This window comes from Kitasatospora sp. NPDC087861 (genome assembly GCF_044742585.1).
GTDB lineage: Bacteria > Actinomycetota > Actinomycetes > Streptomycetales > Streptomycetaceae > Kitasatospora.
Map to the genome: position 1 here is coordinate 205,579 of NZ_JBIUUS010000012.1, position 23,358 is coordinate 228,936.

The following is a 23,358-nucleotide window of genomic DNA, read 5'->3' on the forward strand; positions in this document are numbered from 1 at the left end:
CTCTGCGTGGTCGGCCACTCGTTATCGGACACGGAGGAATTCCATGCGGAACCACATGCGGAACCACAGGTACGGCGCGGCGGCGGCCGCGCTGGTGGCGGGGATGGCGCTGTTCACGACGGCCTGTAGCGGAGGCGTCACGGGCTCCGGCGGGGGCGGCGGCTCGGACTCGTCGGGCAAGGGCGCGGCGGCGGACCAGGCCTACGAGCACCGTAAGTGCCTGCGCGAACACGGCGCCCAGGTGAAGGAGCCCGAGCCGGGCCAGGACCCGCGGGCCATGGTCCTGGAGGGTGGCCAGGACAAGATGGAGGAAGCCCTCAAGGCCTGCGGGGGAGCCGGTGGCTCGGGTGGCGCGAAGATGTCCCAGGCCGACAAGGACAAGGCCCTTGAATTCGCCCAGTGCATGCGCGGTAACGGCGTGGATATGCCGGACCCGAAGTTCGACGGCGATTCGGCGATGTCGGGAACGGCGATGAAGATCCCGGAGGGCGCGGAGAAGGACAGGTTCGACAAGGCGAACAAGGCGTGCAGTGGTCAGAATGCGGAGTGAGCGCGGGCGGAGCCGCCGCACGTACCTGATCGTCGCGCTGGTCATCTCGGTCACGCTGGTGGGCGGGGCCACGGCCCTCTCGCAGACCGGGGGCGGCGGCAAGGGCGGCGTGGACCGCGCGGACGGGCTGCCGCCGAGCACGGACTCGGTGAAGCGACAGGATCTGAGCAGCCGGACCCAGGTGGACGGGACCCTCGACTACGCCGAGGAGCGCCGGCTCAACGCCGGTGTGCCGGGCACCCTCACCTGGCTCCCGGAGGCCGGCGCGGTGGTGAAACGTGACGGGGTTCTCTACGAGGTCGACGGCCGGAAGGTCCGGCTCATGGACGGCGAGCGCCCCATGTACCGGACGCTGAAGACCGGCGACAAGGGGCCGGACGTCAGACAGCTGAAGGAGAACCTCCGCGACCTGGGCTACGGCAAGGGGCTGGCCGCGGACGAGGAGTTCACCGCCGGCACCGCGGAAGCGGTCAAGCGCTGGCAGAAGGCCCACGGACTGGCCCTGACCGGCGAGATCGGCCCCGAGCAGATCGCCTTCTCCCCCGGTCCGGTGCGGATCAAGAAGAGCGATGCGGCCGTCGGCGACCAGGCCGCTCCCGGCAAGCCGGTCCTCACCACCACCGGCTCCGAACGGCAGGTGCAGATCAAGATCGACGTCTCCCGGGCCGACCTCGCCAAGCCCGGCACCCGGGTCGAGGTCGACCTGCCCGGCGGCGGCAGGGCCAAGGGCAAGGTCGCCTCCGTCGACCGCACCATCGGCGAGGACGGCACGGAGCAGGGCTCCCCGGACAAGCCCGCCAAGATCACCGCCCGGGTGGTCTTCGACGACCCGGGGCAGGCGGAGGGCTTCGACCAGGCGCCGGTCACCGTCGAGCTCGAAGGCGAGGTCCACAAGGACGTGCTGACCGTACCGGTCAACGCACTGCTCGCGCTGTCCGGCGGGGGCTTCGGCGTCCAGGTCGTGGAGAGCGGGAAGGCGCGCGAAGTCCCGGTCAAGCTCGGCATGTTCGGACAGGGCCGGGTCGAGGTCAGCGGGACCGAGCTGACCGAGGGCATGAAGGTCGGGGTGCCCAAGTCATGAGCGCGGTGGTCGAGCTGAACCAGGTCACCAAGGAGTATCCGGGCGGGGTCACGGCGCTGCACGGGGTGGACCTGCGCATCGGGCGCGGCGAACTGCTCGCCATCGTCGGCCCTTCGGGGTCGGGCAAGTCCACCCTGCTGCACATCGTCGGCACCCTGGACCGGCCCAGCGCCGGATCCGTCACCCTGGCGGGCCACGACGTCGCCGCCCTCTCCGACCGCCGGCTGTCCGCCCTGCGCGCCCGGCACATCGGCTTCGTCTTCCAGTCCTTCCATCTGGTGGCCGGGGTCAGCGCCCAGGACAACGTCGCCGAGGGCCTGCTCTACTCGGGCCTGCCGCGCGCCCAGCGCCGCAGGCGCGCGGCCCTGGCCCTGGAGCGGGTCGGGCTCGCGGACCGTATGCACCACCGTCCGCACGAGCTGTCGGGCGGCCAGCGGCAGCGGGTGGCCATCGCCCGGGCCGTGGTCGGCGAGCCGGACCTGCTGCTGGCCGACGAGCCGACCGGCGCGCTGGACTCCGCCTCGAGCGGGGCGGTGATGGAGCTGCTGCACGACCTCAACGCCGAGGGGGCCACCATCGCGGTGATCACCCACGACGGCGAGATCGCCGACAGCCTGCCACGCCAGGTCCGCATCCGCGACGGCCGCGTCGTGGCGGATCTGCGCACCGGCGCAGCCGACCCGGCCGATCGGGGTGGGGAGCGATGAGCGGCACACGGCTCTCCCCGGCCCGGCTCGGCCCCCGCGACGTCCTCCACGTCGGCTCGGCCGGCCTGCGCACCCGGCCGCTGCGGGTGGTGCTGTCCGCGCTGGGCATCGCCATCGGCATCGCCACCATGATCGCGGTGGTCGGCATCTCCTCCTCGAGTAAAGCCCAACTTCTGCGGCAGCTCGACCAGTTGGGCACCAACCTCCTGGTTGCCTCCCCCGGCCAGGGGCTGTTCGGCGAGAAGGTGAAGCTGCCCAAGGAGTCGATCGGCATGCTGAGCCGCATCCCCGGGGTCGAGCAGGTCGGCGCGACCGGCGACCTGGCACAGTCCGTCAGACGCAGCGAGAAGATCCCCAAGGACGAAACCGGCGGCATCGCCGTGAAGGCCGCCACCGAAGGGCTGCTGGACGTCGTGCGCGGCGCGGTCGGCTCGGGCACCTGGCTCAACGAGGCCAACGGGCGCTACCCGTCGACGGTGCTCGGACACGTCGCCGCCCAGCGCCTGGGCATCACCGCCCCCGGCCAGCAGGTCCACATCGGCGGCCGGTACTTCACCGTCATCGGCATCCTCGACCCGCTGCCGCTGGCTCCCGAGATCGAGCGGGCCGCCCTGGTCGGCTGGGACGGCGCCGGCACACTGCTGGGCTTCGACGGCCACCCGACCCAGATCTACGAACGATCGACGGACCGGACGGTCAGCGCGGTCCGCGAGCTGATCCCACGCACCGTCGATCCGCAGAACCCGCGCAACGTGCAGGTCACCGACCCCTCCTCGGCACTCCAGGCCAAGGCCGCCACCGAGGGTGCGTTCACCGACCTCCTGCTCGGGCTGGGCGGGGTGGCACTCCTGGTCGGCGGCGTCGGGGTCGCCAACACGATGATCATTTCAGTGTTGGAGCGGCGCCACGAGATCGGACTGCGCCGATCCCTGGGCGCCACCAGGGGCCAGATCCGTCTCCAGTTCGTCACCGAGTCCCTCCTGCTCTCCGGACTCGGCGGGCTGGCCGGCGTGGCCCTGGGTGCGGTCGCCACCTACGCCTTCGCCGCCTCGGGAGGCCTGCCCTGGGTGGTCCCCTTGTGGGCCGTCACCGGCGGCTTCGCCGCCACCTTGCTCATCGGTACGGTGGCAGGCCTCTACCCGGCCGTCCGGGCCGCCCGCCTCTCCCCGACCCTCGCCCTCCACACCGGCTAGCAGACATCACCGGGTGGGGCACTCCTCCGAGTGCCCCACCCGCCGGCCCGCAGCCGGCGCGAAAACTCCCTTACCCGGCAGGCTACTTGTCCCTCCGGGGCGGAAAGGCGGCGCACCGTCGGCAGCGGCTACCGCATCGATGCCGAGGATCTGACCTGGCTCCCGGAGAGCTGAGCCGCGAGGCCTCCCGGACGGGCGACCGCCCGGTGGCCGGGCGTCGCGGCCCGCAGAGCGGCCGGTGGCCGCGCGTGGAAGACTTTCGGCCCCGCGCTGGCGGAGAAGCACCTTGTCCGCCGGTTACGTCAAGTGAAAGCGTGGACACGTTTCGTGTCGATCGTGCCCGTCCGCTTCCGGCGGGCACCCGCCTACGAGGTGGCAGGTTTGACGGAGATTCAGCACCTGGTGAAGGTCTACAGCGACCGCGCCTACGTGCACACCACGACCGTGCGGCACCAGGGCAGCACGGTGGCGTTCGCGATGGACGACCAGCGGCGCATCTCTCCCAGGGCGAGAACACCGCCCGCACCACCAAGGTCTCCCTCACCGGTCACTGGGAGGACCCGGGCCGCCTCCTCAACCCCGCCACCGGCCGCCGCTACGTCCCGGCCAACACCGGCTTCGCCGTCGTGCAGTCCCAGACCGCCGACGTCTTCGCCCTGCGCCTGGCCCACAGCGGAGCCCTGGTCGCCTACCGCATCCAGCCCAACCCCGACATCCCCAAGGACTGGAACGTCATCCCGTTCCCGATCAACCCCCGCTACACCAAGCAGGGCACCCTCGACGGCACCGTCGGCTTCGACGAGCGCGGCAAGGTCGCCGACCCCGACTACCAGGGCACCCGCGAGCGCGGCGAGTACAGCTACTTCAAGCCCCGTGAGGCGTACGCGCTCAAGCGCCGCATCCAGCGCGACCAGCAGCGCCTGCACAGCTACTACGACAGCGTCTCCACCGAGACCCACGCTCCCGACCCGACCGCCCAACGCGCCGGGCGGGTGCTCGGCGGCGCGATCGGCACCGACGCCGCACCCACGCAGAAACGGGAGACCACCGACAGCGCCACCGGCCAGGGCTTCTCCCGCCGGGACCTGGTCAACACCTACGTGTGGACCGCCGCCGGAGGCTTCTTCGCCGAGACCACCGAGACCACCGACGTGGTCAGCGAGACCACGTCGGGCTCCTACTCGCTCTCCGGCTCGGTCGGTACCTCGTTCCAGCTCGCCGGCATCGGCATCAGTGCCCAGCTGGACGCCTCCGTCGGCGGCGGGATGACTGCCACCCACGCCCGCGGCAAGGAGGCCACCCGCTCCTTCGGACTGAACGTGGAGGTGAACCCCGCCCGCAACCTCCAGCGCTACGACCAGGACCGCAAGCCCGTCTTCGACCAGGACGGCCAACCCGTCAAGGTGCCCGGCAAGGTCGACGCCTACCGCTTCCTCAGCTTCTACCTCGGCGAGGACAGCGAGCACTTCGACAGCTTCTTCCACAAGGTCGTCGACCCCATCTGGCTCGCCATCGGCAACGACCCCAACGCGGCGGCGCTGCGCCAGGCCCGCCAGTCCGACCGCAAGCCCCCGTGCTGGCGGGTGCTGCACCGCGTCACCTTCGTCAGCCGCGTCCTGCCCGCCGTCCCGCCGGCCGACGCCCCGCCGCTGGAGAAGGCCATGCGGCAGGTCGACGTGGAGAGCAACTACGAGCTCATCCGACGCCTCGACCCGTACGTGAAGGGCGCCACCACCAGCCTGCCCGAACTCGCCGAGGCCACCCGCTCCGCCCTCGCCGCCCAACTGCCCGACCTGCTGCCGCACGCAGCCGACGTGACCGGCTTCCTCGCCCAGTACTACGGCGTGGACGCCTGACCGCCGGGTGGGGCGGCGTTCGGGGCACGTCCCCGCACGCCGCCCCACCGGCAGACCTTGGCCGATCCACGGCCTCTGGCGGCCACCCCGAACATCGGCGTGGGACGGCCCGGTTCTGCTTCGACGCCGGCTTCGCCGCAGAACCGGGCCTGCCCGCGTCTCACCCGCCGGATGCCCGCAGGCCGGCGCGGTACTCCCGAGGTGACATGCCGACCTCCCGGCTGAACGTACGACTGAAGTGGAACTGGCTGGCGAACCCCGATGCCGTGGCGATCCGGCCGATGCTCAGGTCGGTGGCGGCGAGGAGCTGGGCGGCCTGGCGCATCCTCGCCTCGCGTACGGCCTGCATGGGCGTCAGACGGACCTCCAGGGTGAAGAGGTGCGCCAGTCTGGACGGTGACAGGGCGACGGCCCGGGCCAGCGATGCGACGCTGTGCGGAGCACCGGGCTCGGCCGCGATCAGGGCCTGGACCTGCCGGACCCGAGGGTCGCCCAGGACGGGCCGGCGCGCGGCGACCGTCGCCAGCAGCAGCACTTCCTCGACCGCGTTCAGCACGAGCTCACGTGCCTCGGGGGATTCCGCGACCACGGGTCGGACGGGGCGCGACGGCGAGGCCGGCAGGGCGTGCCCACTCCACCGCGCATCGCCGCACGCGCGCAGCAGCGCCTGTTCCATCCGCTCGGAGCCGGCACCGGGGACCACATGGCAGCCCGCCCCGAGGGCGTACGGTGCCAGTCGGCGCAGCCAGGCCGGCCTGGGCTGGAAGTGCACCCACCAGAACCGCCAGCGGTTCTCCCCAGGCGCCGTCCGGTAGTACTGGGCCTGCTCCGGCCCCAGCACCACCAGATGCCCCGGCTCCGCCCTGGCCACCACGCCGGCCTGCTCCACCAGCCCGGCGCCGTCCCGGGTCCACATCAGCAGCCAGCTCGGCGACCCCTGCGAGCGGCGCACCGCGTAGCCGGAGGGCTGGTCGAAGTGACCCAGGATCACCAACTCGGCAGCAGGAACGGACATGTCATCGGCCGTCATGGCCATACCTGGGCACGGTCGCGCCTCCTATCGTGAGGGCATGAGAGTCGCCGACTTCCACGAGCACGGATACGTCGTTCTACCAGGACTGTTCTCCCCCGGCGAGGTGGCGGAGCTGCGGGAGGAGTTCATGCGGTTGCACGCCGCAGGCCCGATCCCGGGGCACTTCACCCCGTCGCCGCAGGAGCCCGGGCAGCCGTACGACGTCCTGCGCGAGTTCCCGCGGATCATGCACCCCCACCGGGTGAGCCCCCTCGCCCTGCGCCATCTGCTGGACCACCGCGTCGCCGCCGTCCTGCGTGAGCTGCTCGGTGAGGAGCCGCTGGCAGCCCAGAGCATGTTCTACTTCAAGCCGCCGGGGGCCCGGGGCCAGGCGTTGCACCAGGACAACTTCTACCTCCGCGTCGAGCCCGGCACCTGTGTCGCCGCCTGGCTGGCGGTCGACCGGGCCGACCGGGCCAACGGCGGACTGGAAGTCGTACCCGGGACACACCGCATGGACCTGTTCTGCCCCGAGGACGCCGACGGCACCGCCTCCTTCACCCGCGAATACGTGCCGCCACCGCCGGGCCTGTCGCGCCACCCGGTCGACCTGGACCCCGGGGACGTGCTGTTCTTCAACGGCAGCCTGGTGCACGGCTCGCAGCCCAACACCACAGCCGACCGGTTCAGGCGCAGCTTCATCTGCCACTACACCGGACGCTCGACCGAGCGCATCTCGGCGTGGTACCAGACCCTGACGATGGCCGGGGAGCCGGTCGAACTGCCCGCATCGACGGCCGGCGGCCCCTGCGGCACCGAGGACTCGGGCCCGCACTGACGCCGGGCTGCCCTCACCCTTGGCACTTCCCACCGGGGAGACGTCAGGGCGGTCACGGTCAGGGCGGCCACGTCCGGGCCTGAGGCCCCTTGCTGCGGCCACGTTCCATGTCCGACCGGGTCCGGGCACTGACGCCCGAGACCTCGGTCAGCTGCTCCAACGTCAGCCGTGCCGCGCGGCGGTGACCACGCAGCACCTCCCCGGAACCCGGTCGGTCCGTCTCACCCGTGGAGCCGCTCCTGATCAGCGGCGATGACGGGGACCGTCCAGGACGGGTGGGTGTTGACCTGGGGCACGGTGGCCCCGGCCAGCCGCTTGTAGCGGGTCGCGATCTCCTCGGCCTGCCCGAGGGGCAACTCCCCGCCGTGCTCCTCGGCCCGCGCGATGGTCTCTTCCGGTCCCAGGTCCCGGTTGGCCAGCACGATCGCGTTGACGGCCGGCCGGCGCATCCGGTCGTAGCGGCGGAGCGCGGCCTCGGCGTCGTCGTCCCGGGCCAGGCACCAGGCCAGCACACGGCTGTCGACGATGGACTGCGATCCTCCGTTCATGCCCATGGGGAACATCGGGTGCGCGGCGTCACCGAGGAGGGTGACCCGTCCGAAGCTCCAGCGCGGCAGGGGATCACGGTCGAGCATCGGGTACTCGAAGATCGCCGAGGAGCGTTCGGCGATCGCCGTGAGGTCGATCCACGGCAGGCTCCACGACGACAGCCCGGCGCGGGCCTCCGCCGCGGTGACGCGACGGCCGGGGCCACCGGCAGGCGGGGCGGACGGGCCGTGCCGCACCTCCAGCACCCAGTTCACCAGAGCGTCGGCGGCCGGGGTCGCGGGGTCCTCGATCGGGTAGGCGACGAACTTCGCGCCGGGGGTGCCCCCGGCCACCACGATCGAACGGCCGTCGAGGATGTGCGGGTGCCGGGCGACCCCGCGCCACATGTGGACGCCGTTCCCGTTCGGGAGGCTCTCGTCCGGGTACAACCGGCTGCGGACCACGGAGTCGATGCCGTCGGCGCCGACCAGCACGTCGGCGTCGTCGACCACGGGCAGACCGTTCGACCGGTCCAGGAAGTGGGCGCGGACGCCGCCCGCGCTCTGCTCGAACCTCTGGAACAGCAGGCCGGTACGGACCGAGTCCGGCCCCAGCCGCTCGCGTACCGCCGCGAGGAGCAGCATCTGCAGACGGCCGCGGTGCACGGAGTACTGCGGCCAGCGGTACCCGGCCGGGCGTCCCAGCGGCTCCTCCCAGACCGTCTCGCCCGTCCGGTCGCGGTAGCTCAGCCGGTGTGGGGGCAGCGCGACGGAGGCCAGCTCGCCGTCCAGGCCGAGTTCGTCGAGTTCCCGGACGGCGTGCGGCAACAGGTTGATCCCGACGCCGACCGCCTCGACCTTCCGCGCCGCTTCGTACACCCGTGGCGCGAAGCCGGCGGCGTGCAGGCTCAGGGCGCAGGTCAGTCCGGCGATGCCGCCGCCGACGACGGTCACTCTCATCATGGACCTCCATGGATGCCCCCGGCTCCAGCCGGGGGAGGAAGTCAACTGTCTGTCCTCGCTCTTCGCCGGGGCCGCGGGTCTGGCCGACACCCGGCCACCAGCCTCGGGGACGTGGCCGCGCGCGTCCAATACCCAGGGGTGATGGCAGTCGTCACGATCACTGATCGCACCGGGGATCGCCGGACCGGCCCCGGATCGGTCGTCGTACCGGCCCCGGAGCAGTCGGAGCTGTCACAACCAGGCCTCTCAGCTGCGGAGTTGATAGTTTGTCGGTCATGGAGCTCCGTACGCTTGAGTATTTCGTCGCGGTGGCGGAGGAGCGGTCGTTCACCAAGGCGGCGGCCCGCTGTCATGTCGTGCAGCCGGCGATCAGCCAGCAGATCCAGGCCCTGGAGAAGGAGTTGGGAGAGGCCCTGTTCGAACGCCTGCCCCGGCAGGTGGTTCTCACCTCCGGGGGCGCCGCCCTGCTGCCGCACGCCCGCGCCTGTCTGGCGGCGGCCGCGTCGGCCGTCCTGGAGTTCGCCGACCGGTCCGGTCTGTTCAGCGGAGCGTTCGCGCTGGGGACCGTCGGCGGGCTGGAAGGCACCAGCATCCCCCGGCTGCTGGGGGAGTACCACCGCCGGTACCCCCGGGTCGCGGTGAGTCTCATCGGGGCGTCGAGCCCGTCGCTGCTGGCGAAGGTCCGCGACGGGGAGATCGACGCGGCCGTGGTCGCGGGACCGCCGGACGGTGAACCCGCCGCCGTCGCCTCGCGCGTGCTCCTGGAGGACCGGATCGTCGCGGTCCTCCCCGCCGGAAGCCGGCCCGCGAACCGTCCGATGACCCTCGACGAGGCGGTCCGGAGCCCGGTCATCAGCTACGGCCCCGACAGCGGAGTGCACGCGTTCATCCGTGCGGCCTTCGCCGCGGCGGAGCTGCGGCTGGACATCGCCTACGGGACGAACGACGTCGCCCTCCAACTCGCTCTGGTCGCCGAGCGGGTCGGCATCGCCCTGACCTCCCAGGCGAGTCCGGTCCTCGCCGCCGACCGGCGTTTCGTCGTCGTGCCGCTGGAGCCCGCCATCCGGTTGCGGAAGGTGTTCGTGTGGCGGGCGGGCACCCGGCCGAGCGCGCCGTTGCGGGCCTTTCTCGACCTGTGGACGGAGCTGTCCGATCGACCGGCGCGTGACGGGGCTGTATCCGGGTCCACCACCGGTGGATGACGTCCGGCGGGCCGTCGGTCGTGCCGACCGCTGCCGGAGCCGCTACGGAGGCGCCCGCGAAGGTCCTCCCCGCCGGCGGCCGTGCCGCCGCGGCGGCACGGCCTGGCCGCCCCAACGTCAGACCGGCGAGCGCAACTGCCCCGGCGAGAGCGAGGGTGGCTTTCACCTTGCGGTTCTTCTCCATGACGTTGCCTCTTTCGGCAGGTTCTGGCGGGTGGTGTCCACAGGTCGGTGAAGCCCCCCGCCCCGCCCGGAAGGCCCGGCGAAAGTCGCGTGACCCTGGCAATGGCACCGGCGACACTGACGCCATGACTGGTTCTGCACTGCCTCAACCGCTTCGACCGCGTGCCCTGAGGCCCGGAGATCTCGTTGTCATCGCCTCGCTGTCCGGCCCGCTGCCGGCCGCTTACGAGCCCAACGTCGAGCAGACGGTGGTGGTGCTCGAACGGATGGGATTCCGCGTGCGTCGGGCTCCGCTACTCGAGGTGGGGCGGCGCCATTGGTGGAGCGCGGCCACGCCGGCGGAGATCGCCGGGGAGCTCAACGGTCTTCTGCGTGATCCCGAGGTGCGCGCGATCGTCGCGAGTGACGGCGGCCAGGCGGCGCTCGGCTACCTCGACCTGATCGACGTCGAGGCGATCAGGGCCGACCCCAAGCCGATCCTCGGCTACAGCGACATCTCGCTGCTGCACCTGGTGCTCTATGCGCGCACGGGTCTGGTCGGGTTCCATGCCGACATGGCCGTCCCCGGCTTCGGCGGGCACTGGCAGGCTGCGCCCGTGGCGCGCCAATCGGAACTCGAGAAGCTCTACTCCAGGTTGCTGACCAGCACCGAGGCGATCGGTGCACTGCCTGCGAGCCCGTCGTGGGAGTGCTGGCGTCCTGGTCGTGTCGAAGGCCGGCTGATCGGCGGGGTGATCAACCGCATCGTGCTGGCGCAGACGACGCCTTTCGCGCTGCCGCTCGAACAGTTCGACGGTGCGGTGCTGTTCTGGGAGGAGATGGGCGGCCTGGCATCGTACGTGTGGAGCTATCTGCAGGTGATGCGACACTGCGGCATCCTCGATCGGATCTCCGGCATGGTCGTGGGCGTTCCGCGCGAGATCAGTGGACTCGAGCCCGGCACCTCCCCGACCCTGCCCGAGATCGTCCTCGACGTCCTCGGCGACCGCGACATCCCGGTCCTGGGCAACGTCGACTTCGGGCATGCCGGCCCGAATCTGCCGATGCCGGTCGGCATCCGCGTCGGCCTCGACGCGCAGCAGCGGACGTTGTCGCTGCTCGAACCGGCGGTAGGGCCGCACACGATGCCGGGACCGGTCAGCTGAGCACCGCGGATCAGTGAGCCGACGGCCCGGCAGCGCCCCTGGGGCCAACTCACGCTCTGGTGATCGACGCCCTGAGCCGCTTGTTCGGCTTGCAGGAGGGGCCTTGGACACCTGGTGGCTCGTGTTGGTCTAGAAGCTCGGCTCCTGACGTCACGGATCACCAACCCTGTGAACGTCTGCGGTCCTAGGGATTCTCACGGATCCTCATCACCCTGCCCACCGGGTCGTCAGCCGACCGGCCGTGGTGCTCACCACCGGTCCGCGCGCGGGAGAACGGGCAAGGTGACCAGCACCCAGCAACTCCCCGCGGCCTCACCACCCTGATCCCGCAGTCCCGGACCACCACCCCCAGCGCGGGCATCAGTTGATGATGCGCTCGGCGCGGTAGATCTGCCCTGCTGGTCACGGGAACCCTGCGCCGGGTTCCCCGGGCCAGGGACGTCGCTGCGACGGGGGTGGGGAGATCCGCGTCTGATCATGGAGGTGGAGAAAGGATTCGAACCCATGTAAACGGCTCTGCAGGCCGTCGCCTCGCCACTCGGCCACTCCACCAGAGGTGACATCCGGAATATTACGCGAACATGAACAAGGAGAGGGTGGATGTCCCGGGATTCCGTGGAACATCGTCCAGGTGGAGCCTTTGTGTTTCTAATGAAGAATTGGGCCGGCCATGTCCGGTCGAATTTCTTCAAGTCCGGCCGGAAAACCCCATTAGCCTGGTTCGAATACTTCCGAGCGACGGGATTCCCACCGTGACCGCCGAGGACTGCCTGACCACTCCCGCCGACGCGCGGACGGACACGCCTCCGCCGAACCTATGCCAGTACAAGAGCCTGCCGCTGCGCGACTTCCCGCCGCTGGGGCTGGTGCGTCAGGCCCGCATCGCCCGGGAACAGCGCCGCGAGGACCTCGGCGCCGTCCCCGCCCCGGGCCGCCCGTCCCGGTATGCGGAGGGCGACTGGGTCCGCGTCAAGAGCGTGGACCAGGTCCGTGCCACGCTCGACGCCGACGACCGGCACCGGGGGCTGTGGTTCACCGGCAGTCAGTGGTCCTTCTGCGGCGGCGTTCACCAGGTCGAACGCGTCGTACGCCGCATGGTCGACGACCACTACCGCATCCGCCGCCTGTCGGGCACCGTCGCCCTGGCCGGCGCCACCTGCCACGGAGCCGACGGCACCCAGGGCTGCGGACTCGACTGCGCCCTCCTCTTCCGCGACGAGTGGCTCGAACCCGCCCCCGCAGCGGACCCCGCCGCCCGGCCCGCCGCCCTCTGGGCGACCGTCCGTACCCTGCCGGAGATCCAGGCCACCCTCGACCGCGCCGGACGACTCCACGGCGTCCCCTTCCAGCCCGGCATGGAACACCACGCCGGCCACCGGCACGGCGCCACCGAACTGCGTCACCGCTCACTCGCCTGGTGGCAGCGCCCCACCGGAGGCCGCTGGTTCATCCTCGACGCACTGCGCTGCAACGGCGAGCCGCTGCCCGTCACCGGCTGCGACCGCCAGTGCGCCCTGCTCTGGCACGAATCCTGGCTGCGCCTCGAACCCGCGGCCGTCGCGCAGTAGGCCGGACGGGAGGCCCCGCGGCCACGGAACGTGGCCGCGGGAAGGTGCGAGTCAGCCCTTCCAGTGATGCAGCAGCCGCTTCGCGGAGAGCCGCAACGGCCCGTCCCGGTCGCCCACGTAGCAGCGCGGTAGTGCGTGCGGCCCGCCGCCGGAGCCCGGCGCGACCGCGCAGGCGTGGTCGTAGCCGGCCTGTGCGACGGCCTCCATCGCGGCCCGGTCGAGGGAACCGTAGGGGTAGCAGAAGCCTTCCACCGGGCCGCCGCTCGCATCCTCCAGGACGGCCCGGCTGTCCACGACCTGGGCCGCCAGCTCGCGTCCGGTCATCCCGGCGAGCCTGCGGTGGGTGAGGCCGTGCGAGCCCACCTCCAGCCCCGCCGCGGCGACCTCACGCACCTGCCGGGCCGTCAGCAGCGCCTTGCGCGGACCCTCGCGGTCCCAGTCGTTGTGGCCGCCGAGCCTGCCCGCCACCACGTACACCGTCGCGCCGAACCCGTACTCCGCCAGCGCCGGCACCACCTGCTCGGCGAAGTCCCGATATCCGTCGTCGAAGCTCAACCCCACCAGACCCTCCGCGCGGCCCGCCGAGTGGGCGCGCATCAGCGTGCCCACGGAGACCCCCCGCAGCCCTCGCGCCGCCAGCCACCGAAGCTGACGTCTGAACCGGTCGGGGCTCACCGTGATCAGATACGGGTCCTGTCTCTCCTCCGCCACCGAGTGGTACATCAGCGTCCACGGAAATGGCTTCGGCCTTTCCCCGGGATGCTCGTCCGGACATCGCCTCGGGCTGATCAGCGACACGTCTCCACTCCCGCCATTCCGCGTCCGTCGTCCTGTCTGCTATTCACCGGAGACTGCATTCTGGCAGCGGCCATCCAAGATTCTTGACCGCCGGTATCCACTGCGGTGTTTTCACTCGAATGGCGCTCTGGATGATATTCAGGCCATCCTCACGGTTGTTCCCGGTGCCGCCCGCTTTCGCGGCCGGGTCGGCCACACCCGCTCGGGCTCGGCGCTGTCGCCGTCGGACCGGCTGCCGTGCCCGCTCCGGGGGGTGCCGGGTCGGACCTGGATCTTCTGGATGTCGGCGTGGCTGTCGGTCAGGGCTGCGCTCCAACGGGGAGAATGCGGGGGATGGTTATGGTCTGGAGCTCCCAACTTCCTTTCTTCAACTCAGATATGAGGAGTCATCATGCACCGTCGGATCGCTGCGCTCGGCATGCTGGCCGCCACCGGTGTGATTGCGCTGGCTGTTCCCGCTCAGGCGGCAACGGGGCTGTTGGTGGTGAACGGGGTTCCCCATGAGAACCCGGCGCGGGGCTGCTATGCGACCTCGTCTCCGGTCTCCGTCCAGAACCATACGAATTCGATGGTTCTGGTGCATGCGGCGGCGAACTGCCAGGGGCCCGTGACCGCGGAGGTCGAACCGGGCCGGAGCGCGACGACGTTCGGCGCAAGCTACTTCGTCTTCTGAGCGGGTCCCGTGTCCTGACTCGTTCGGTTGTCCGCGGTCTCCACCGAGCCCCGGCAGGAGCGCGGGGAGGGCGCCCGCCGCTTCCCGCGCTCACCGTCAGCTCCGGCGATCCTGGCGACGTTCGTAGCGGCGGACGTTGGTAGTGGTCCAGGCCGCACTCGTTCTTCGCGGCCAGGAGGCATTCCGCCACCTGCCATCGGGTTGCGGCCACCCGGGCGAGGTCCTCAGCCGGGTGTCGGCCGGGCCGGGGGTGACGTACCGCCGCATGACGGCGTGGGTGTGGGCGGCTCGCCCCGGGTCTGTCGCGGTCCGGCGGATGGCCCATCGTGTTCACCCCCGGTGGGTGCGCCGCCCCGAGTCGGCCGGAGTTTCCGCCTGCGTCCCGGTGGCAGCCTTGCCTGCCCGGTGGTGGGCTGGGGCCCGTCCCCCGTCCCTAGGTCCGGTGCTCGGGGAGGGGCGAAATCCAGGAGGCAGGGAAGTGGTGTCAAGGACGGCGTTGTCCGCACTGGTGGCCGGGATCGTGACGGCGGGAGGCCTGGTGGCCGGCATGCCCGCGGCGCACGCCGGCGGCGTGCAGAAGTTCACCGCGAACGGCACGTTCACGGTCCCGGCCGGGGTCTCCAGCCCGACCGTGGAACTGCGGGGCGGCGGAGACGGCGGCGGCCCCCTCGCCCTCGCCGCTGCCCGTGGCGGAGCCGGGTCCGGCAGCTATGGCAGCGAGGACGACGGCGACGGCGGCAACGGGGGCGAGGACGGTGGCGCCGGCGGCAACGGGGGTGAGGACGGTGGCGACGGCAGCAACGGCGGTGAGGACGGCGCGCCGATCGACGGCGGTAAGGGCAACGGCGGGGGCGACAACGGGGACAGTGGCGACAACATCAGCGAATCCGGGTTGAACGGCAGCGACGGACGGGCCACGGTGTCGAGCCGGGACGGACGGCTGGGGTGACGGGCCGCTTGCCGCGTCCCGGTGAGCGGAGGTGCGGGTCATGGGCGCGCCGCTGATTCTTGTCACGGGTGCCGCAGGCAGCGTCGGGGCGGTGGGCCGGTCGGTGGTTCAGGACCTCAGAAGCCGGGAGCTGCCGGTACGGGCCCTGGTCCGGCGTGAGGACGAACGCGCCGCGGCCCTGCGTGCCACGGGTGCCGAGGTGGTGGTCGGGGACCTGACCCGGCCCGTGGACGTCGTGCGCGCGCTGGATGGCTGCGGGCGCCTGTACTTCGGCATGGGCGTGTCGGCCCAGTACCTGGAGGCGGCCCTGGTCACGGCGGCGGCGGCGCGTGCTCACCAGGGCCTGGAGGCGTTCGTCAACATGTCCCAGATGACCGTCTCCCAGATGCGGCTGACCAGCACCGACGAATCGACGCAGCAGCGCCAGCACTGGCTCACGGAGCAGGCCCTGGACTGGTCGGGCCTGCCGGTGGTGCAGGTGCGCCCGACCGTGTTCATGGAGAATCCGCTGTTCCGGCTCGCCTTCGCCTCGGTCGCCCGGGACGGGGTCCTGAGGCTTCCGTTCGGCACCGGCCGTACCTCGCCGGTCGCCGCTCGGGACGTCGCCGCAGTGGTCGCCGAGATCCTGGCGAACCCCGCGCCGCACCTCGGCCGTGTCCACGAACTGACCGGACCGGTCTCCCAGGACCTGACGGCGATGGCGGCCGAGCTCAGCGCGGCCCTGCACCGGCCGGTCGGCTACGACGACCCGCCCTATGAACTGTGGCTGGAGCAGGACCTGAGGCCCCTGGGACTGCCGGACCACGTCTTCGATCACCTGGCGACGATGGCGCGCCTGCACGCGGAGAACCGATACGACCGCGTGACCCGGGAGGTGGAGCTGATCACCGGGCGACCGGCCTGCGGCGTTCGCGAGTTCGCCGAGAGCCATCCCGAGCTGTGCACCGAATGACGCCGCTGCTCGGCGTGGCCGGGGCAACCGCAACGCGCCGCGCCGCCGGCCAGCTGGGGGACCGGGAGGCTCCCGAGGCCGGTCACGGCGTGCCATACGGCCACCAGGGGCACGGATGACCGCTCCTGGTGCCTGCCACGGCCAAGGCATGACGGCCGTGCCCGCACCGAGCGGTTACATGAGCCGGGAAACGGCCCGGCCGCCCCGAAGGAGACGCGAGGAAGCGATGAACGAAGCCCGTGAGCACCAGGAGAGCAGCGCCTACGACGTGGTCGTGCTGGGCGCCGGTCCGGTCGGCCAGAACGTCGCCGATCGTGCCCGCGCCGCCGGCCTCACCGTGGCCGTCGTGGAGCGTGAACTGGTCGGCGGCGAATGCTCCTACTGGGCCTGCGTCCCCAGTAAGGCCCTGCTGCGGCCGGTCATCGCGGTCGCCGACGCCCGCCGCGTGGACGGCGCCCGGCAGGCCGTCACCGGCCGGCTCGACACCGACCGGGTCTTCGCCCGCCGCAACCACTACGTCAGCGACTGGGACGACACCGGACAGGCCGAATGGGTGAAGTCCATCGGCGCCGACCTCTTCCGCGGTCACGGCCGCCTCGACGGCCCCCGCCGCGTCACGGTCACCAGGGACGACGGCGCGCGCCTGACCCTCACCGCCCGGCACGCGGTCGCCATCGCCACCGGCAGCCTGCCGCTGCTGCCCGACATCCCGGGCGCACGGGAGGCCCGGCCCTGGACGAACCGGAACGGCACCGACTCCAGTACGGTCCCCGGCCGGCTCGCCATCGTCGGAGGCGGTGGAGTCGCCATCGAGATGGCCACCCTCTGGCAGGGCCTCGGCTCCCAGGTCACCCTGCTCGTTCGCCACCGCCTGGTGCCCCGCATGGAACCCTTCGCGGGCGAGCTCGTCGCAGGCAGCCTCAGCGAGGCGGGCGTGGACGTGCGGATCGGCACCCGGGTCACCGCCGTGCGCCGCCCGGACCCCACCGGGCCCGTCACCCTCACCCTCGACGACGGCAGCGACCTGCAGGCCGACGAGGTCATGTTCGCCACCGGCCGGACCCCCAGCACCGACGACATCGGCCTGGACACGGTCGGCCTCTCCCCGGGCACGTGGCTGGAGGTGGACACCACGTGTCTGGTCCACGGGGTCGACGGCGCATGGCTCTACGCCGTCGGCGACGTCAACCACCGTGCCCTGCTCACCCATCAGGGCAAGTACCAGGCACGGACCGCAGGCGACGCCATCGGCGCCCGCGCCGCCGGCCTCCCCCTGGACGACGGCCCGTGGGGAGACCACGCCACCACCGCAGACCAGCACGCCGTGCCCCAGGTCTTCTTCACCGACCCCGAGGCGGCCGCCGTGGGCCTGACCGCCGAGCAGGCGACCCGGGCCGGCCACCGCATCACGACCGTCGACCTCGACTTCGACACCGCCCAGGGCGCCGACCTCTACGCCGACGACTACCGTGGCCACGCCCGGCTGGTGGTCGACCTGGACCGGGAAGTCCTGCTCGGGGCGACCTTCGTCGGCCCCGGAGTCAGCGAACTGCTGCACTCCGCCACCGTCGCGGTCGCCGGCGAGGTCCCGCTCAAACGCCTGCGGCACGCGATCGCCTGCTTCCCGACCGTCAGCGAGATCTGGCTCTTCCTCCTCGCCGCCTACCAGCGCGACCGCGCCTGAGCGGACGGGGGAGGGGCCCGCCGCAGCGCGCGGCCGCCGAGGGGCACGCGGCCGTGTCGCGCCGCGTCCCGCTCCCTCCGAGCTGTCGTCCAGGCGACCGATAGCAGCCGCGTCATCCGGCGCGCAGGCTGGGGACATGGACACCATCACGCTTGGGAACGTGGAGATCACCCGCGTGGTCGAGCTGGCCGCCCGAGGCCGCGCCCGCGACTACGTCTTCCCTGACGTGCCCGTCGAGCACTGGCGGGCGCACGAGAGCTGGCTCGCCCCCACCTTCCTGGACCCGGTCGCCGACGAGGTCCGCGTCATGATCCAGACCTGGCTGATCCGCAGCGAGGGCCGGACGATCCTGATCGACACCGGTATCGGCAACGACCGGGAACGCCCGGCCATGCCGGCCTTCCACCATCTGAGCACCCACTACCTCGAAGAGCTGGCCGCGGCAGGCGTCCGCCCGCAGGACGTGGACACGGTGATCTGCACCCATGTCCACGGCGACCACGTCGGCTGGAACACCCGCCTGACGGACGACGGAGCGTGGCGACCGACCTTCCCCGACGCCCGGTACGTCATCCCGCGCGCCGACTTCGACTACTGGAACCCGGCCAACGGACACCGGACCCGCTCCGGGCCCCGGATGGCCAACGTCTTCGAGGACAGCGTCGCCCCCGTGCACCAGGCCGGACAGACCGTGCTGTGGGAGGGCGACCACTACGACGTCGACTCCCGGCTCCGCATCGAGCCCGCCCCCGGCCACACCCCCGGCTCCTGCGTCGTATGGCTGCGATCGGGCACGGACCGGGCGGTGTTCGCCGGGGACCTGCTGCACAGCCCACTGCAGATCGTGGAGCCGGACGACTGCCCCAGCTTCGACGAGGACGAGCCCCGCGCCCGGAACAGCCGGCGCCGGGTGCTGGGGGAGGCCGCGGACCGGGGCGCCCTGCTGCTCCCCGCGCACCTGCCCGGACCGGGGGCAGCCGAAGTGCGGCGCGTCGGCGACCGGTTCGCGGTGAAGGAGTGGGCGACATGGCGGTGAGGGTCTTCCGCGGCCTCCCTCGCCCGGCCGCCCCGGCGGGCTACACCGAGTACCCGGCGCTCCAGCCCACCGCGGCCTGAGAACCCGGCCCCACCGCGAGAGTCCGCTGACCGACCGACGACCGACCGACCGACCAACCAACCAACCAACCGACCGACTGACCGAGGAGACGTCATGCAGCTGACCGGGAACACCATCCTCATCACCGGCGGTGGCTCCGGCATCGGCCGGGGGCTGGCCGAAGCCCTGCACGGGCTCGGCAACACCGTCATCATCGCCGGCCGCCGCCGGGCCCTCCTCGACGAGGTCGCCCGGGCGCACCCGGGCATGGGCACGGTCGAGCTCGACGTCGGTGACCCCGAGAGCATCGCCAGGGCCGCGGAGCGCGTCCTGGCCGATCACCCCGACCTCGACGTCCTCATCAACAACGCCGGGATCATGCTCCGCGACGACGCCGCCGGACCGGTCGACGAGACCGTGCTGACCAGTCAACTGACGACCAACCTGCTCGGCGCCATCCGCACCACCTCAGCCTTCATCGAGCACCTCAAGGGCCGGCCCCGTGCCACGGTCGTCTACAACAGCTCCACCCTCGCCTTCACCCCGCTGGCGCAGTACGCGGCCTACTCCGCGACCAAGGCCGCGCTCCACTCCTACGCCCTGTCCCAGCGGTTCCGGCTCCGGGACACCTCGGTCCGCGTCCAGGAGATCGTGCCGCCCTGGGTCGCCACCGGCTTGGTCGGCGAGCCGGACGACGATCGCGCGATGCCGCTGGCGGACTTCGTGAGCCAGGCGGTCGAGGCCCTGGGCACCGACGTCGAAGAGGTGGTCGTCGACGCGGCCCGGATCTACCGCGACAACGCCGGGCCCGGCGAACACGCCTACGTCACCGAGCTCAACACCGCCATGGCCCGGATCCTCTAGGTCCTGGCCCTGGCCGTGCAGTCCGGTGCACGCGGCCGGCCACCGGTCGACCGGTGCCATCGGCGCGGTGGTCGAGCCGGAGCTGCGCGTGTTCGACCGGTGGGCCTTCGGGAGGTGTGCTCGGGTCTCGGCCCCGTCGATCCTCAAGGGCACGCTCCTCGGCGGGACCGATCACGGTGAGGACCGACGAGCCGTCATCGTGATGGATCCGCTGACAGGTGTTTCGGCAGGCCGGCTCCTACGGGCGGTGGGGGAACGCCCGGCGTGGTACGCCCCGGCGGTGTCGGGGCTCGGGGTAGACATAGGTATGGTCCGAGTCCTGCGCTCCTCCTGGCCGTCATGGCGTCGCTCGGGCGGTCGCGGCGAGAGGCAACGGACGCACTCTGCTCCGCAGGGTCCGTCAGCGCGCCGTCGGCGGTCGTCGGAAAGCGCGCGCAGCCTGGCCGGGCAGGTGTTCCTGCTGCAGGTGCTGGTCGTGCTGCTGCTCGTGGTGGTCGCCGTGACCGCGCTGCTGCTCAAGTCACGGAGCGACCGGCTCCAGGCGGCGCGCGACCGTTCGATCGCCGCGGCGGCGGCCTTCGCCCACGGTCCCGGCCTGGTGGCCGTGCTGCAGGGACCCGATCCGAGCGCGACGCTCCAGCCGCTGACCGAAGCCGCCCGCAAACAGGGCAAGGTCGACTTCATCGTCGTGACGAACCGGGAGGGCATCCGCTACACCAATCCCGTCCCGGAACAGATCGGGGGGAAGATCATCGGCACCATCGGACCGGCGCTGGCAGGTCACGTCGTCCTGGAGAGTGCCGGCGGCGTGCTCGGCGAGGCGGTGCAGGCGATCGTCCCGGTGACGGATGCGAACGGCACGGTCGTGGGCCTGGTAGCGGCCGGGGTGACGGTCAGCCATGTGGGCAGTGCGGTCGGCCGGCAGCTGCCGTTCGTCGGCGGGGCAGGTCTCGTCGCGCTCGGTCTGGCGACGGCGGGCGCGGCCCTGGTCAGCAGGCGGCTGCGGCGCCAGACCCACGGTCTCGGGCCCGCCGAGATGACCCAGCTGTACGAGCACCACGAGGCCGTGTTGCACGCGGTGCGCGAAGGCGTGGTCATCGTCGACGGCGCCGGCGACATCATGCTCGTCAACGACGAGGCGAGGCGGCTTCTCGACCTGCCGCCCGGCGCGGTCGGCCGCGCCGCCACGGACCTCGGTCTCGAACCCCGGATGGCCGAGCTGCTGGCCTCCGGTCGCGTCGCCACCGACGAGGTGATCCGGGTCGGGGACCGGCTGCTGGTCGTGAACAACCGGCTGACCGACCGCGCGGGCGGGCCACCCGGCAGCGTGGCCACCGTGCGGGACTCCACCGAGCTGCAGGCCCTCGCGGGACGGGCGGAGGTCGCGCGCGGCCGTCTGCGGCTGCTGTACGACGCGAGCGTTGCCGTCGGCACGACCCTCGACGTCCGGCGCACCGCCGAGGAGCTCGCGCAGGTGGCCGTTCCGCGGTTCGCCGACTACGTCACGGTCGACCTCTCCGAGCCCGTCCTGAGCGGTGACGAGCCGGCCGCGGCGGTCGGCGGCGAAGCCGTCGAGCTGCGCCGGGTCGCCCTCACCGGTATCCACGACGACCACCCTCTGTACCGGTCGGGCGAGCTGGTCGCGTTCGCCGCGTCGAGCCCGCAGGCCACGGGTTTCGTGAGCGGAACCCCGGTCCTCGTGCCCGACCTGCGGGCCGACGTCGCCTGGCGCTCCCAGGATGCCGAGCGTGTTCGGGCGGTTCTGAACCTCGGGGTCCACTCGCTCATCGCCGTTCCGCTCAGTGCCCGGGGTGTCACGATGGGGGTCGCCGACTTCTGGCGTGGGCAGGGGAGCGAGCCCTTCGAGGAGGACGACCTGTCGCTGGCGGGGGAGCTGGCAGCCCGTGCCGCCGTGTGCATCGACAACGCGCGTCGCTACACGCGTGAGCACGGCCTGGCCGTCGCCCTGCAGCGCAGCCTGCTGCCGCGAGGCGTGCCCGAGCAGAACGCCCTGGACATCGCCTACCGCTACCTGCCCGCGGAGGGCGGGGTGGGCGGCGACTGGTTCGACGTCATCCCGCTGTCCGGTACCCGCGTGGCCCTCGTGGTCGGCGACGTCGTCGGCCACGGCCTGCACGCCGCCGCCACCATGGGCCGTCTCCGCACGGCCGTGCAGAACTTCTCGACCCTCGACCTGCCACCGGACGAGCTCCTCGGCCACCTCGACGAACTGGTCGCCCTGATCGATCAGGAGGCGGCCGCATCGGCGGGGGAGCCCACGGTCACGGGCGCCACCTGCCTGTACGCCGTCTACGACCCCACCGCAGGCACCTGCAGTGTCGCCCGTGCCGGGCACCCGCTGCCCGTCGTGGTCCTCCCCGACGGCACCACGGAGTTCCCGGACCTTCCCGCCGGCCCGCCGCTCGGCCTGGGCGGACTGCCCTTCGAAGCCACGGAGCTCCACCTGCCGGAAGGCAGCAGCCTGGTGCTCTACACCGACGGTCTGCTCGAGGACCGCACCCGCGACATCGGTGCCGGGTTGGACATCCTCGGCACCACACTCGCGGTCCCCGCCCGAACGCCCCAGGAGACCTGCGAAGCGGTCCTCGGTGCGCTGCTGCCCACCCGCCAGAGCGACGACATCGCACTCCTCATCGCCCGCACCCGCATCCTGGAACCAGGACGGATCAACGAATGGGAGGTGCCCGCCGACCCTTCGGCCGTGGCCGGGGCCCGGGAGGCCACCACCCGTCAGCTGATGCAGTGGGGGTTGGAGGAGGCGATGTTCACCACCGAGCTGATCCTCAGCGAGCTCATCACCAACGCCATCCGCTACGGCGGCGAACCCATCCGAGTGCGGCTGATCCACGACCGCACCCTGATCTGCGAGGTCTCCGACACCAGCAGCACCTCACCCCACCTGCGCTACGCGGCCGACGAGGACGAGGGCGGCCGCGGCCTGTTCCTCGTCGCCCAGCTCGCCGAGCGCTGGGGCACCCGCTACACCCCCACCGGCAAGATCATCTGGGCCGAACAGATCCTCCTCGGACTTTGACGCCCGCCGCCGGCCGGGGCGGCCGACGGCGGGGATCAGGTCCCGCTCGACCGGGTCCGCATACCTGGCACAGGTGTCAGGAGTCGGCACCTCCACTGATGCGCGGGTCTCCACCGCCCCGGGCACACCCTTGCCGTACCCGGGGCGGCCGACTGTGTGGCGAGCCGGGCAGGGGTGCACCTGCACGGTCCTGGGCTGGGCATTTGTTTCGGGCGCGGAGTAGGGGTACTGTCTCCCAGTCGCCTGGCAGGGAGCACCGGACACGCGTTTGCGCGGACGGTCCCGGGGTGGCCAATCCTTCGAAACACCACTTCCCGGTTCGGGCTGGGTCGCGTCTTGTCGCGTCCCGGTTCTTATTCGGCGTGCACGTTTTATTGGGTTGCGGTCGGATTCGCTTTTCGGAGCGGGGATCGGCTAGAGTTTGAAACGTCGGACGGGGCGTCAAACCCCGGAAGACACCGG

The 23,358-nt window shown here is 71.9% G+C and carries 19 protein-coding genes and 1 tRNA gene; 16 read left to right on the top strand and 4 right to left on the bottom strand.

Annotated features, from left to right (window positions below):
• Positions 1–55 precede the first annotated feature (55 nt).
• From ACIOJE_RS19225 to ACIOJE_RS19245, 5 genes are all read left to right on the top strand, one after another.
• Positions 56–550 carry a hypothetical protein gene (locus tag ACIOJE_RS19225; RefSeq protein ID WP_400777434.1) on the top strand — a complete coding sequence of 165 codons (495 nt, stop codon included), beginning with the start codon at positions 56–58 and terminating at the stop codon, positions 548–550.
• Entirely contained in the window at positions 540–1,631 is a 1,092-nt protein-coding gene (locus tag ACIOJE_RS19230; RefSeq protein ID WP_400777435.1) for a peptidoglycan-binding protein, read from the top strand. Before ACIOJE_RS19225 ends, ACIOJE_RS19230 begins: the two co-directional genes overlap by 11 nt.
• Positions 1,628–2,338, top strand: a complete 711-nt coding sequence (locus ACIOJE_RS19235; protein ID WP_280682437.1) for an ABC transporter ATP-binding protein — start codon at positions 1,628–1,630, stop codon at positions 2,336–2,338. Before ACIOJE_RS19230 ends, ACIOJE_RS19235 begins: the two co-directional genes overlap by 4 nt.
• Positions 2,335–3,531, top strand: a complete 1,197-nt coding sequence (locus ACIOJE_RS19240) for an ABC transporter permease (RefSeq protein ID WP_400777436.1) — start codon at positions 2,335–2,337, stop codon at positions 3,529–3,531. Before ACIOJE_RS19235 ends, ACIOJE_RS19240 begins: the two co-directional genes overlap by 4 nt.
• 626 nt (positions 3,532–4,157) lie before the next feature.
• Positions 4,158–5,387: a hypothetical protein gene (locus ACIOJE_RS19245; protein WP_400777438.1), complete on the top strand. Its 1,230-nt coding sequence runs from the start codon at positions 4,158–4,160 to the stop codon at positions 5,385–5,387.
• A 160-nt stretch (positions 5,388–5,547) separates the two neighbouring features.
• Here the strand turns inward: ACIOJE_RS19245 and ACIOJE_RS19250 are convergent, their stop codons facing one another.
• Positions 5,548–6,417, bottom strand: a complete 870-nt coding sequence (locus ACIOJE_RS19250; RefSeq protein WP_400777440.1) for a helix-turn-helix domain-containing protein — start codon at positions 6,415–6,417, stop codon at positions 5,548–5,550.
• Between the two features lie 40 nt (positions 6,418–6,457).
• On the opposite strand from ACIOJE_RS19250, the gene ACIOJE_RS19255 reads away from it, so the two are divergent.
• Entirely contained in the window at positions 6,458–7,237 is a 780-nt protein-coding gene (locus ACIOJE_RS19255; protein WP_280682446.1) for a phytanoyl-CoA dioxygenase family protein, read from the top strand.
• Positions 7,238–7,458: 221 nt separating this feature from the next.
• Here the strand turns inward: ACIOJE_RS19255 and ACIOJE_RS19260 are convergent, their stop codons facing one another.
• The gene (locus tag ACIOJE_RS19260; protein ID WP_400777465.1) at positions 7,459–8,724 is read right to left on the bottom strand and encodes an FAD-dependent monooxygenase; all 1,266 of its coding nucleotides are present in this window, start codon (positions 8,722–8,724) and stop codon (positions 7,459–7,461) included.
• Between the two features lie 278 nt (positions 8,725–9,002).
• Between ACIOJE_RS19260 and ACIOJE_RS19265 the strand changes: the two genes are divergently transcribed.
• Both ACIOJE_RS19265 and ACIOJE_RS19270 read left to right on the top strand, forming a co-directional pair.
• Entirely contained in the window at positions 9,003–9,929 is a 927-nt protein-coding gene (locus tag ACIOJE_RS19265; protein ID WP_400777442.1) for a LysR family transcriptional regulator, read from the top strand.
• A 308-nt stretch (positions 9,930–10,237) separates the two neighbouring features.
• Positions 10,238–11,257, top strand: coding sequence for an LD-carboxypeptidase (locus tag ACIOJE_RS19270; RefSeq protein ID WP_400777443.1), 1,020 nt, complete (start codon positions 10,238–10,240; stop codon positions 11,255–11,257).
• Positions 11,258–11,735: 478 nt separating this feature from the next.
• Here ACIOJE_RS19270 and ACIOJE_RS19275 read toward each other — a convergent pair.
• Positions 11,736–11,809: transfer RNA gene (locus ACIOJE_RS19275), tRNA-Cys, on the bottom strand.
• A 200-nt stretch (positions 11,810–12,009) separates the two neighbouring features.
• Here ACIOJE_RS19275 and ACIOJE_RS19280 point away from each other — a divergent pair.
• Positions 12,010–12,825 carry a hypothetical protein gene (locus ACIOJE_RS19280; RefSeq protein ID WP_400777444.1) on the top strand — a complete coding sequence of 272 codons (816 nt, stop codon included), beginning with the start codon at positions 12,010–12,012 and terminating at the stop codon, positions 12,823–12,825.
• Positions 12,826–12,876: 51 nt separating this feature from the next.
• Here the strand turns inward: ACIOJE_RS19280 and ACIOJE_RS19285 are convergent, their stop codons facing one another.
• Complete coding sequence (locus ACIOJE_RS19285) at positions 12,877–13,434, bottom strand: polysaccharide deacetylase family protein (protein ID WP_280682454.1); 558 nt, start codon at positions 13,432–13,434, stop codon at positions 12,877–12,879.
• A 580-nt stretch (positions 13,435–14,014) separates the two neighbouring features.
• Between ACIOJE_RS19285 and ACIOJE_RS19290 the strand changes: the two genes are divergently transcribed.
• The 7 genes from ACIOJE_RS19290 to ACIOJE_RS19320 all read left to right on the top strand — a co-directional run bounded on the left by ACIOJE_RS19290 (position 14,015) and on the right by ACIOJE_RS19320 (position 22,896).
• Positions 14,015–14,296 (top strand): hypothetical protein, encoded by a 282-nt coding sequence (locus tag ACIOJE_RS19290; RefSeq protein ID WP_400777446.1) that lies wholly within the window; start codon positions 14,015–14,017, stop codon positions 14,294–14,296.
• A gap of 496 nt (positions 14,297–14,792) precedes the next feature.
• A complete protein-coding gene (locus ACIOJE_RS19295; RefSeq protein ID WP_400777448.1) occupies positions 14,793–15,245 on the top strand; it encodes a hypothetical protein in 453 nt (150 codons plus the stop codon).
• A 40-nt stretch (positions 15,246–15,285) separates the two neighbouring features.
• Positions 15,286–16,197, top strand: coding sequence for an NAD(P)H-binding protein (locus ACIOJE_RS19300; RefSeq protein WP_280682460.1), 912 nt, complete (start codon positions 15,286–15,288; stop codon positions 16,195–16,197).
• 226 nt (positions 16,198–16,423) lie between these two features.
• A complete protein-coding gene (locus tag ACIOJE_RS19305; RefSeq protein ID WP_280682462.1) occupies positions 16,424–17,881 on the top strand; it encodes an NAD(P)/FAD-dependent oxidoreductase in 1,458 nt (485 codons plus the stop codon).
• A gap of 136 nt (positions 17,882–18,017) precedes the next feature.
• Positions 18,018–18,917: an MBL fold metallo-hydrolase gene (locus ACIOJE_RS19310; protein ID WP_400777451.1), complete on the top strand. Its 900-nt coding sequence runs from the start codon at positions 18,018–18,020 to the stop codon at positions 18,915–18,917.
• A gap of 174 nt (positions 18,918–19,091) precedes the next feature.
• A complete protein-coding gene (locus tag ACIOJE_RS19315; protein WP_400777452.1) occupies positions 19,092–19,841 on the top strand; it encodes an SDR family oxidoreductase in 750 nt (249 codons plus the stop codon).
• Positions 19,842–20,292: 451 nt separating this feature from the next.
• Positions 20,293–22,896: a SpoIIE family protein phosphatase gene (locus tag ACIOJE_RS19320; RefSeq protein WP_400777453.1), complete on the top strand. Its 2,604-nt coding sequence runs from the start codon at positions 20,293–20,295 to the stop codon at positions 22,894–22,896.
• Positions 22,897–23,358 lie beyond the last annotated feature (462 nt).

Bases quoted from the DNA above. Each gene is read 5' to 3' on its own strand.
- ACIOJE_RS19315 (WP_400777452.1), top strand. From the start codon at position 19,092: ATGCAGCTGACCGGGAACACCATCCTCATCACCGGCGGTGGCTCCGGC.
- ACIOJE_RS19260 (WP_400777465.1), bottom strand. From the start codon at position 8,724: ATGAGAGTGACCGTCGTCGGCGGCGGCATCGCCGGACTGACCTGCGCC.
- ACIOJE_RS19300 (WP_280682460.1), top strand. From the start codon at position 15,286: ATGGGCGCGCCGCTGATTCTTGTCACGGGTGCCGCAGGCAGCGTCGGG.
- ACIOJE_RS19265 (WP_400777442.1), top strand. From the start codon at position 9,003: ATGGAGCTCCGTACGCTTGAGTATTTCGTCGCGGTGGCGGAGGAGCGG.
- ACIOJE_RS19305 (WP_280682462.1), top strand. From the start codon at position 16,424: ATGAACGAAGCCCGTGAGCACCAGGAGAGCAGCGCCTACGACGTGGTC.
- ACIOJE_RS19235 (WP_280682437.1), top strand. From the start codon at position 1,628: ATGAGCGCGGTGGTCGAGCTGAACCAGGTCACCAAGGAGTATCCGGGC.
- ACIOJE_RS19225 (WP_400777434.1), top strand. From the start codon at position 56: ATGCGGAACCACAGGTACGGCGCGGCGGCGGCCGCGCTGGTGGCGGGG.
- ACIOJE_RS19240 (WP_400777436.1), top strand. From the start codon at position 2,335: ATGAGCGGCACACGGCTCTCCCCGGCCCGGCTCGGCCCCCGCGACGTC.
- ACIOJE_RS19250 (WP_400777440.1), bottom strand. From the start codon at position 6,417: ATGACGGCCGATGACATGTCCGTTCCTGCTGCCGAGTTGGTGATCCTG.
- ACIOJE_RS19290 (WP_400777446.1), top strand. From the start codon at position 14,015: ATGCACCGTCGGATCGCTGCGCTCGGCATGCTGGCCGCCACCGGTGTG.
- ACIOJE_RS19255 (WP_280682446.1), top strand. From the start codon at position 6,458: ATGAGAGTCGCCGACTTCCACGAGCACGGATACGTCGTTCTACCAGGA.
- ACIOJE_RS19270 (WP_400777443.1), top strand. From the start codon at position 10,238: ATGACTGGTTCTGCACTGCCTCAACCGCTTCGACCGCGTGCCCTGAGG.
- ACIOJE_RS19230 (WP_400777435.1), top strand. From the start codon at position 540: ATGCGGAGTGAGCGCGGGCGGAGCCGCCGCACGTACCTGATCGTCGCG.
- ACIOJE_RS19310 (WP_400777451.1), top strand. From the start codon at position 18,018: ATGGACACCATCACGCTTGGGAACGTGGAGATCACCCGCGTGGTCGAG.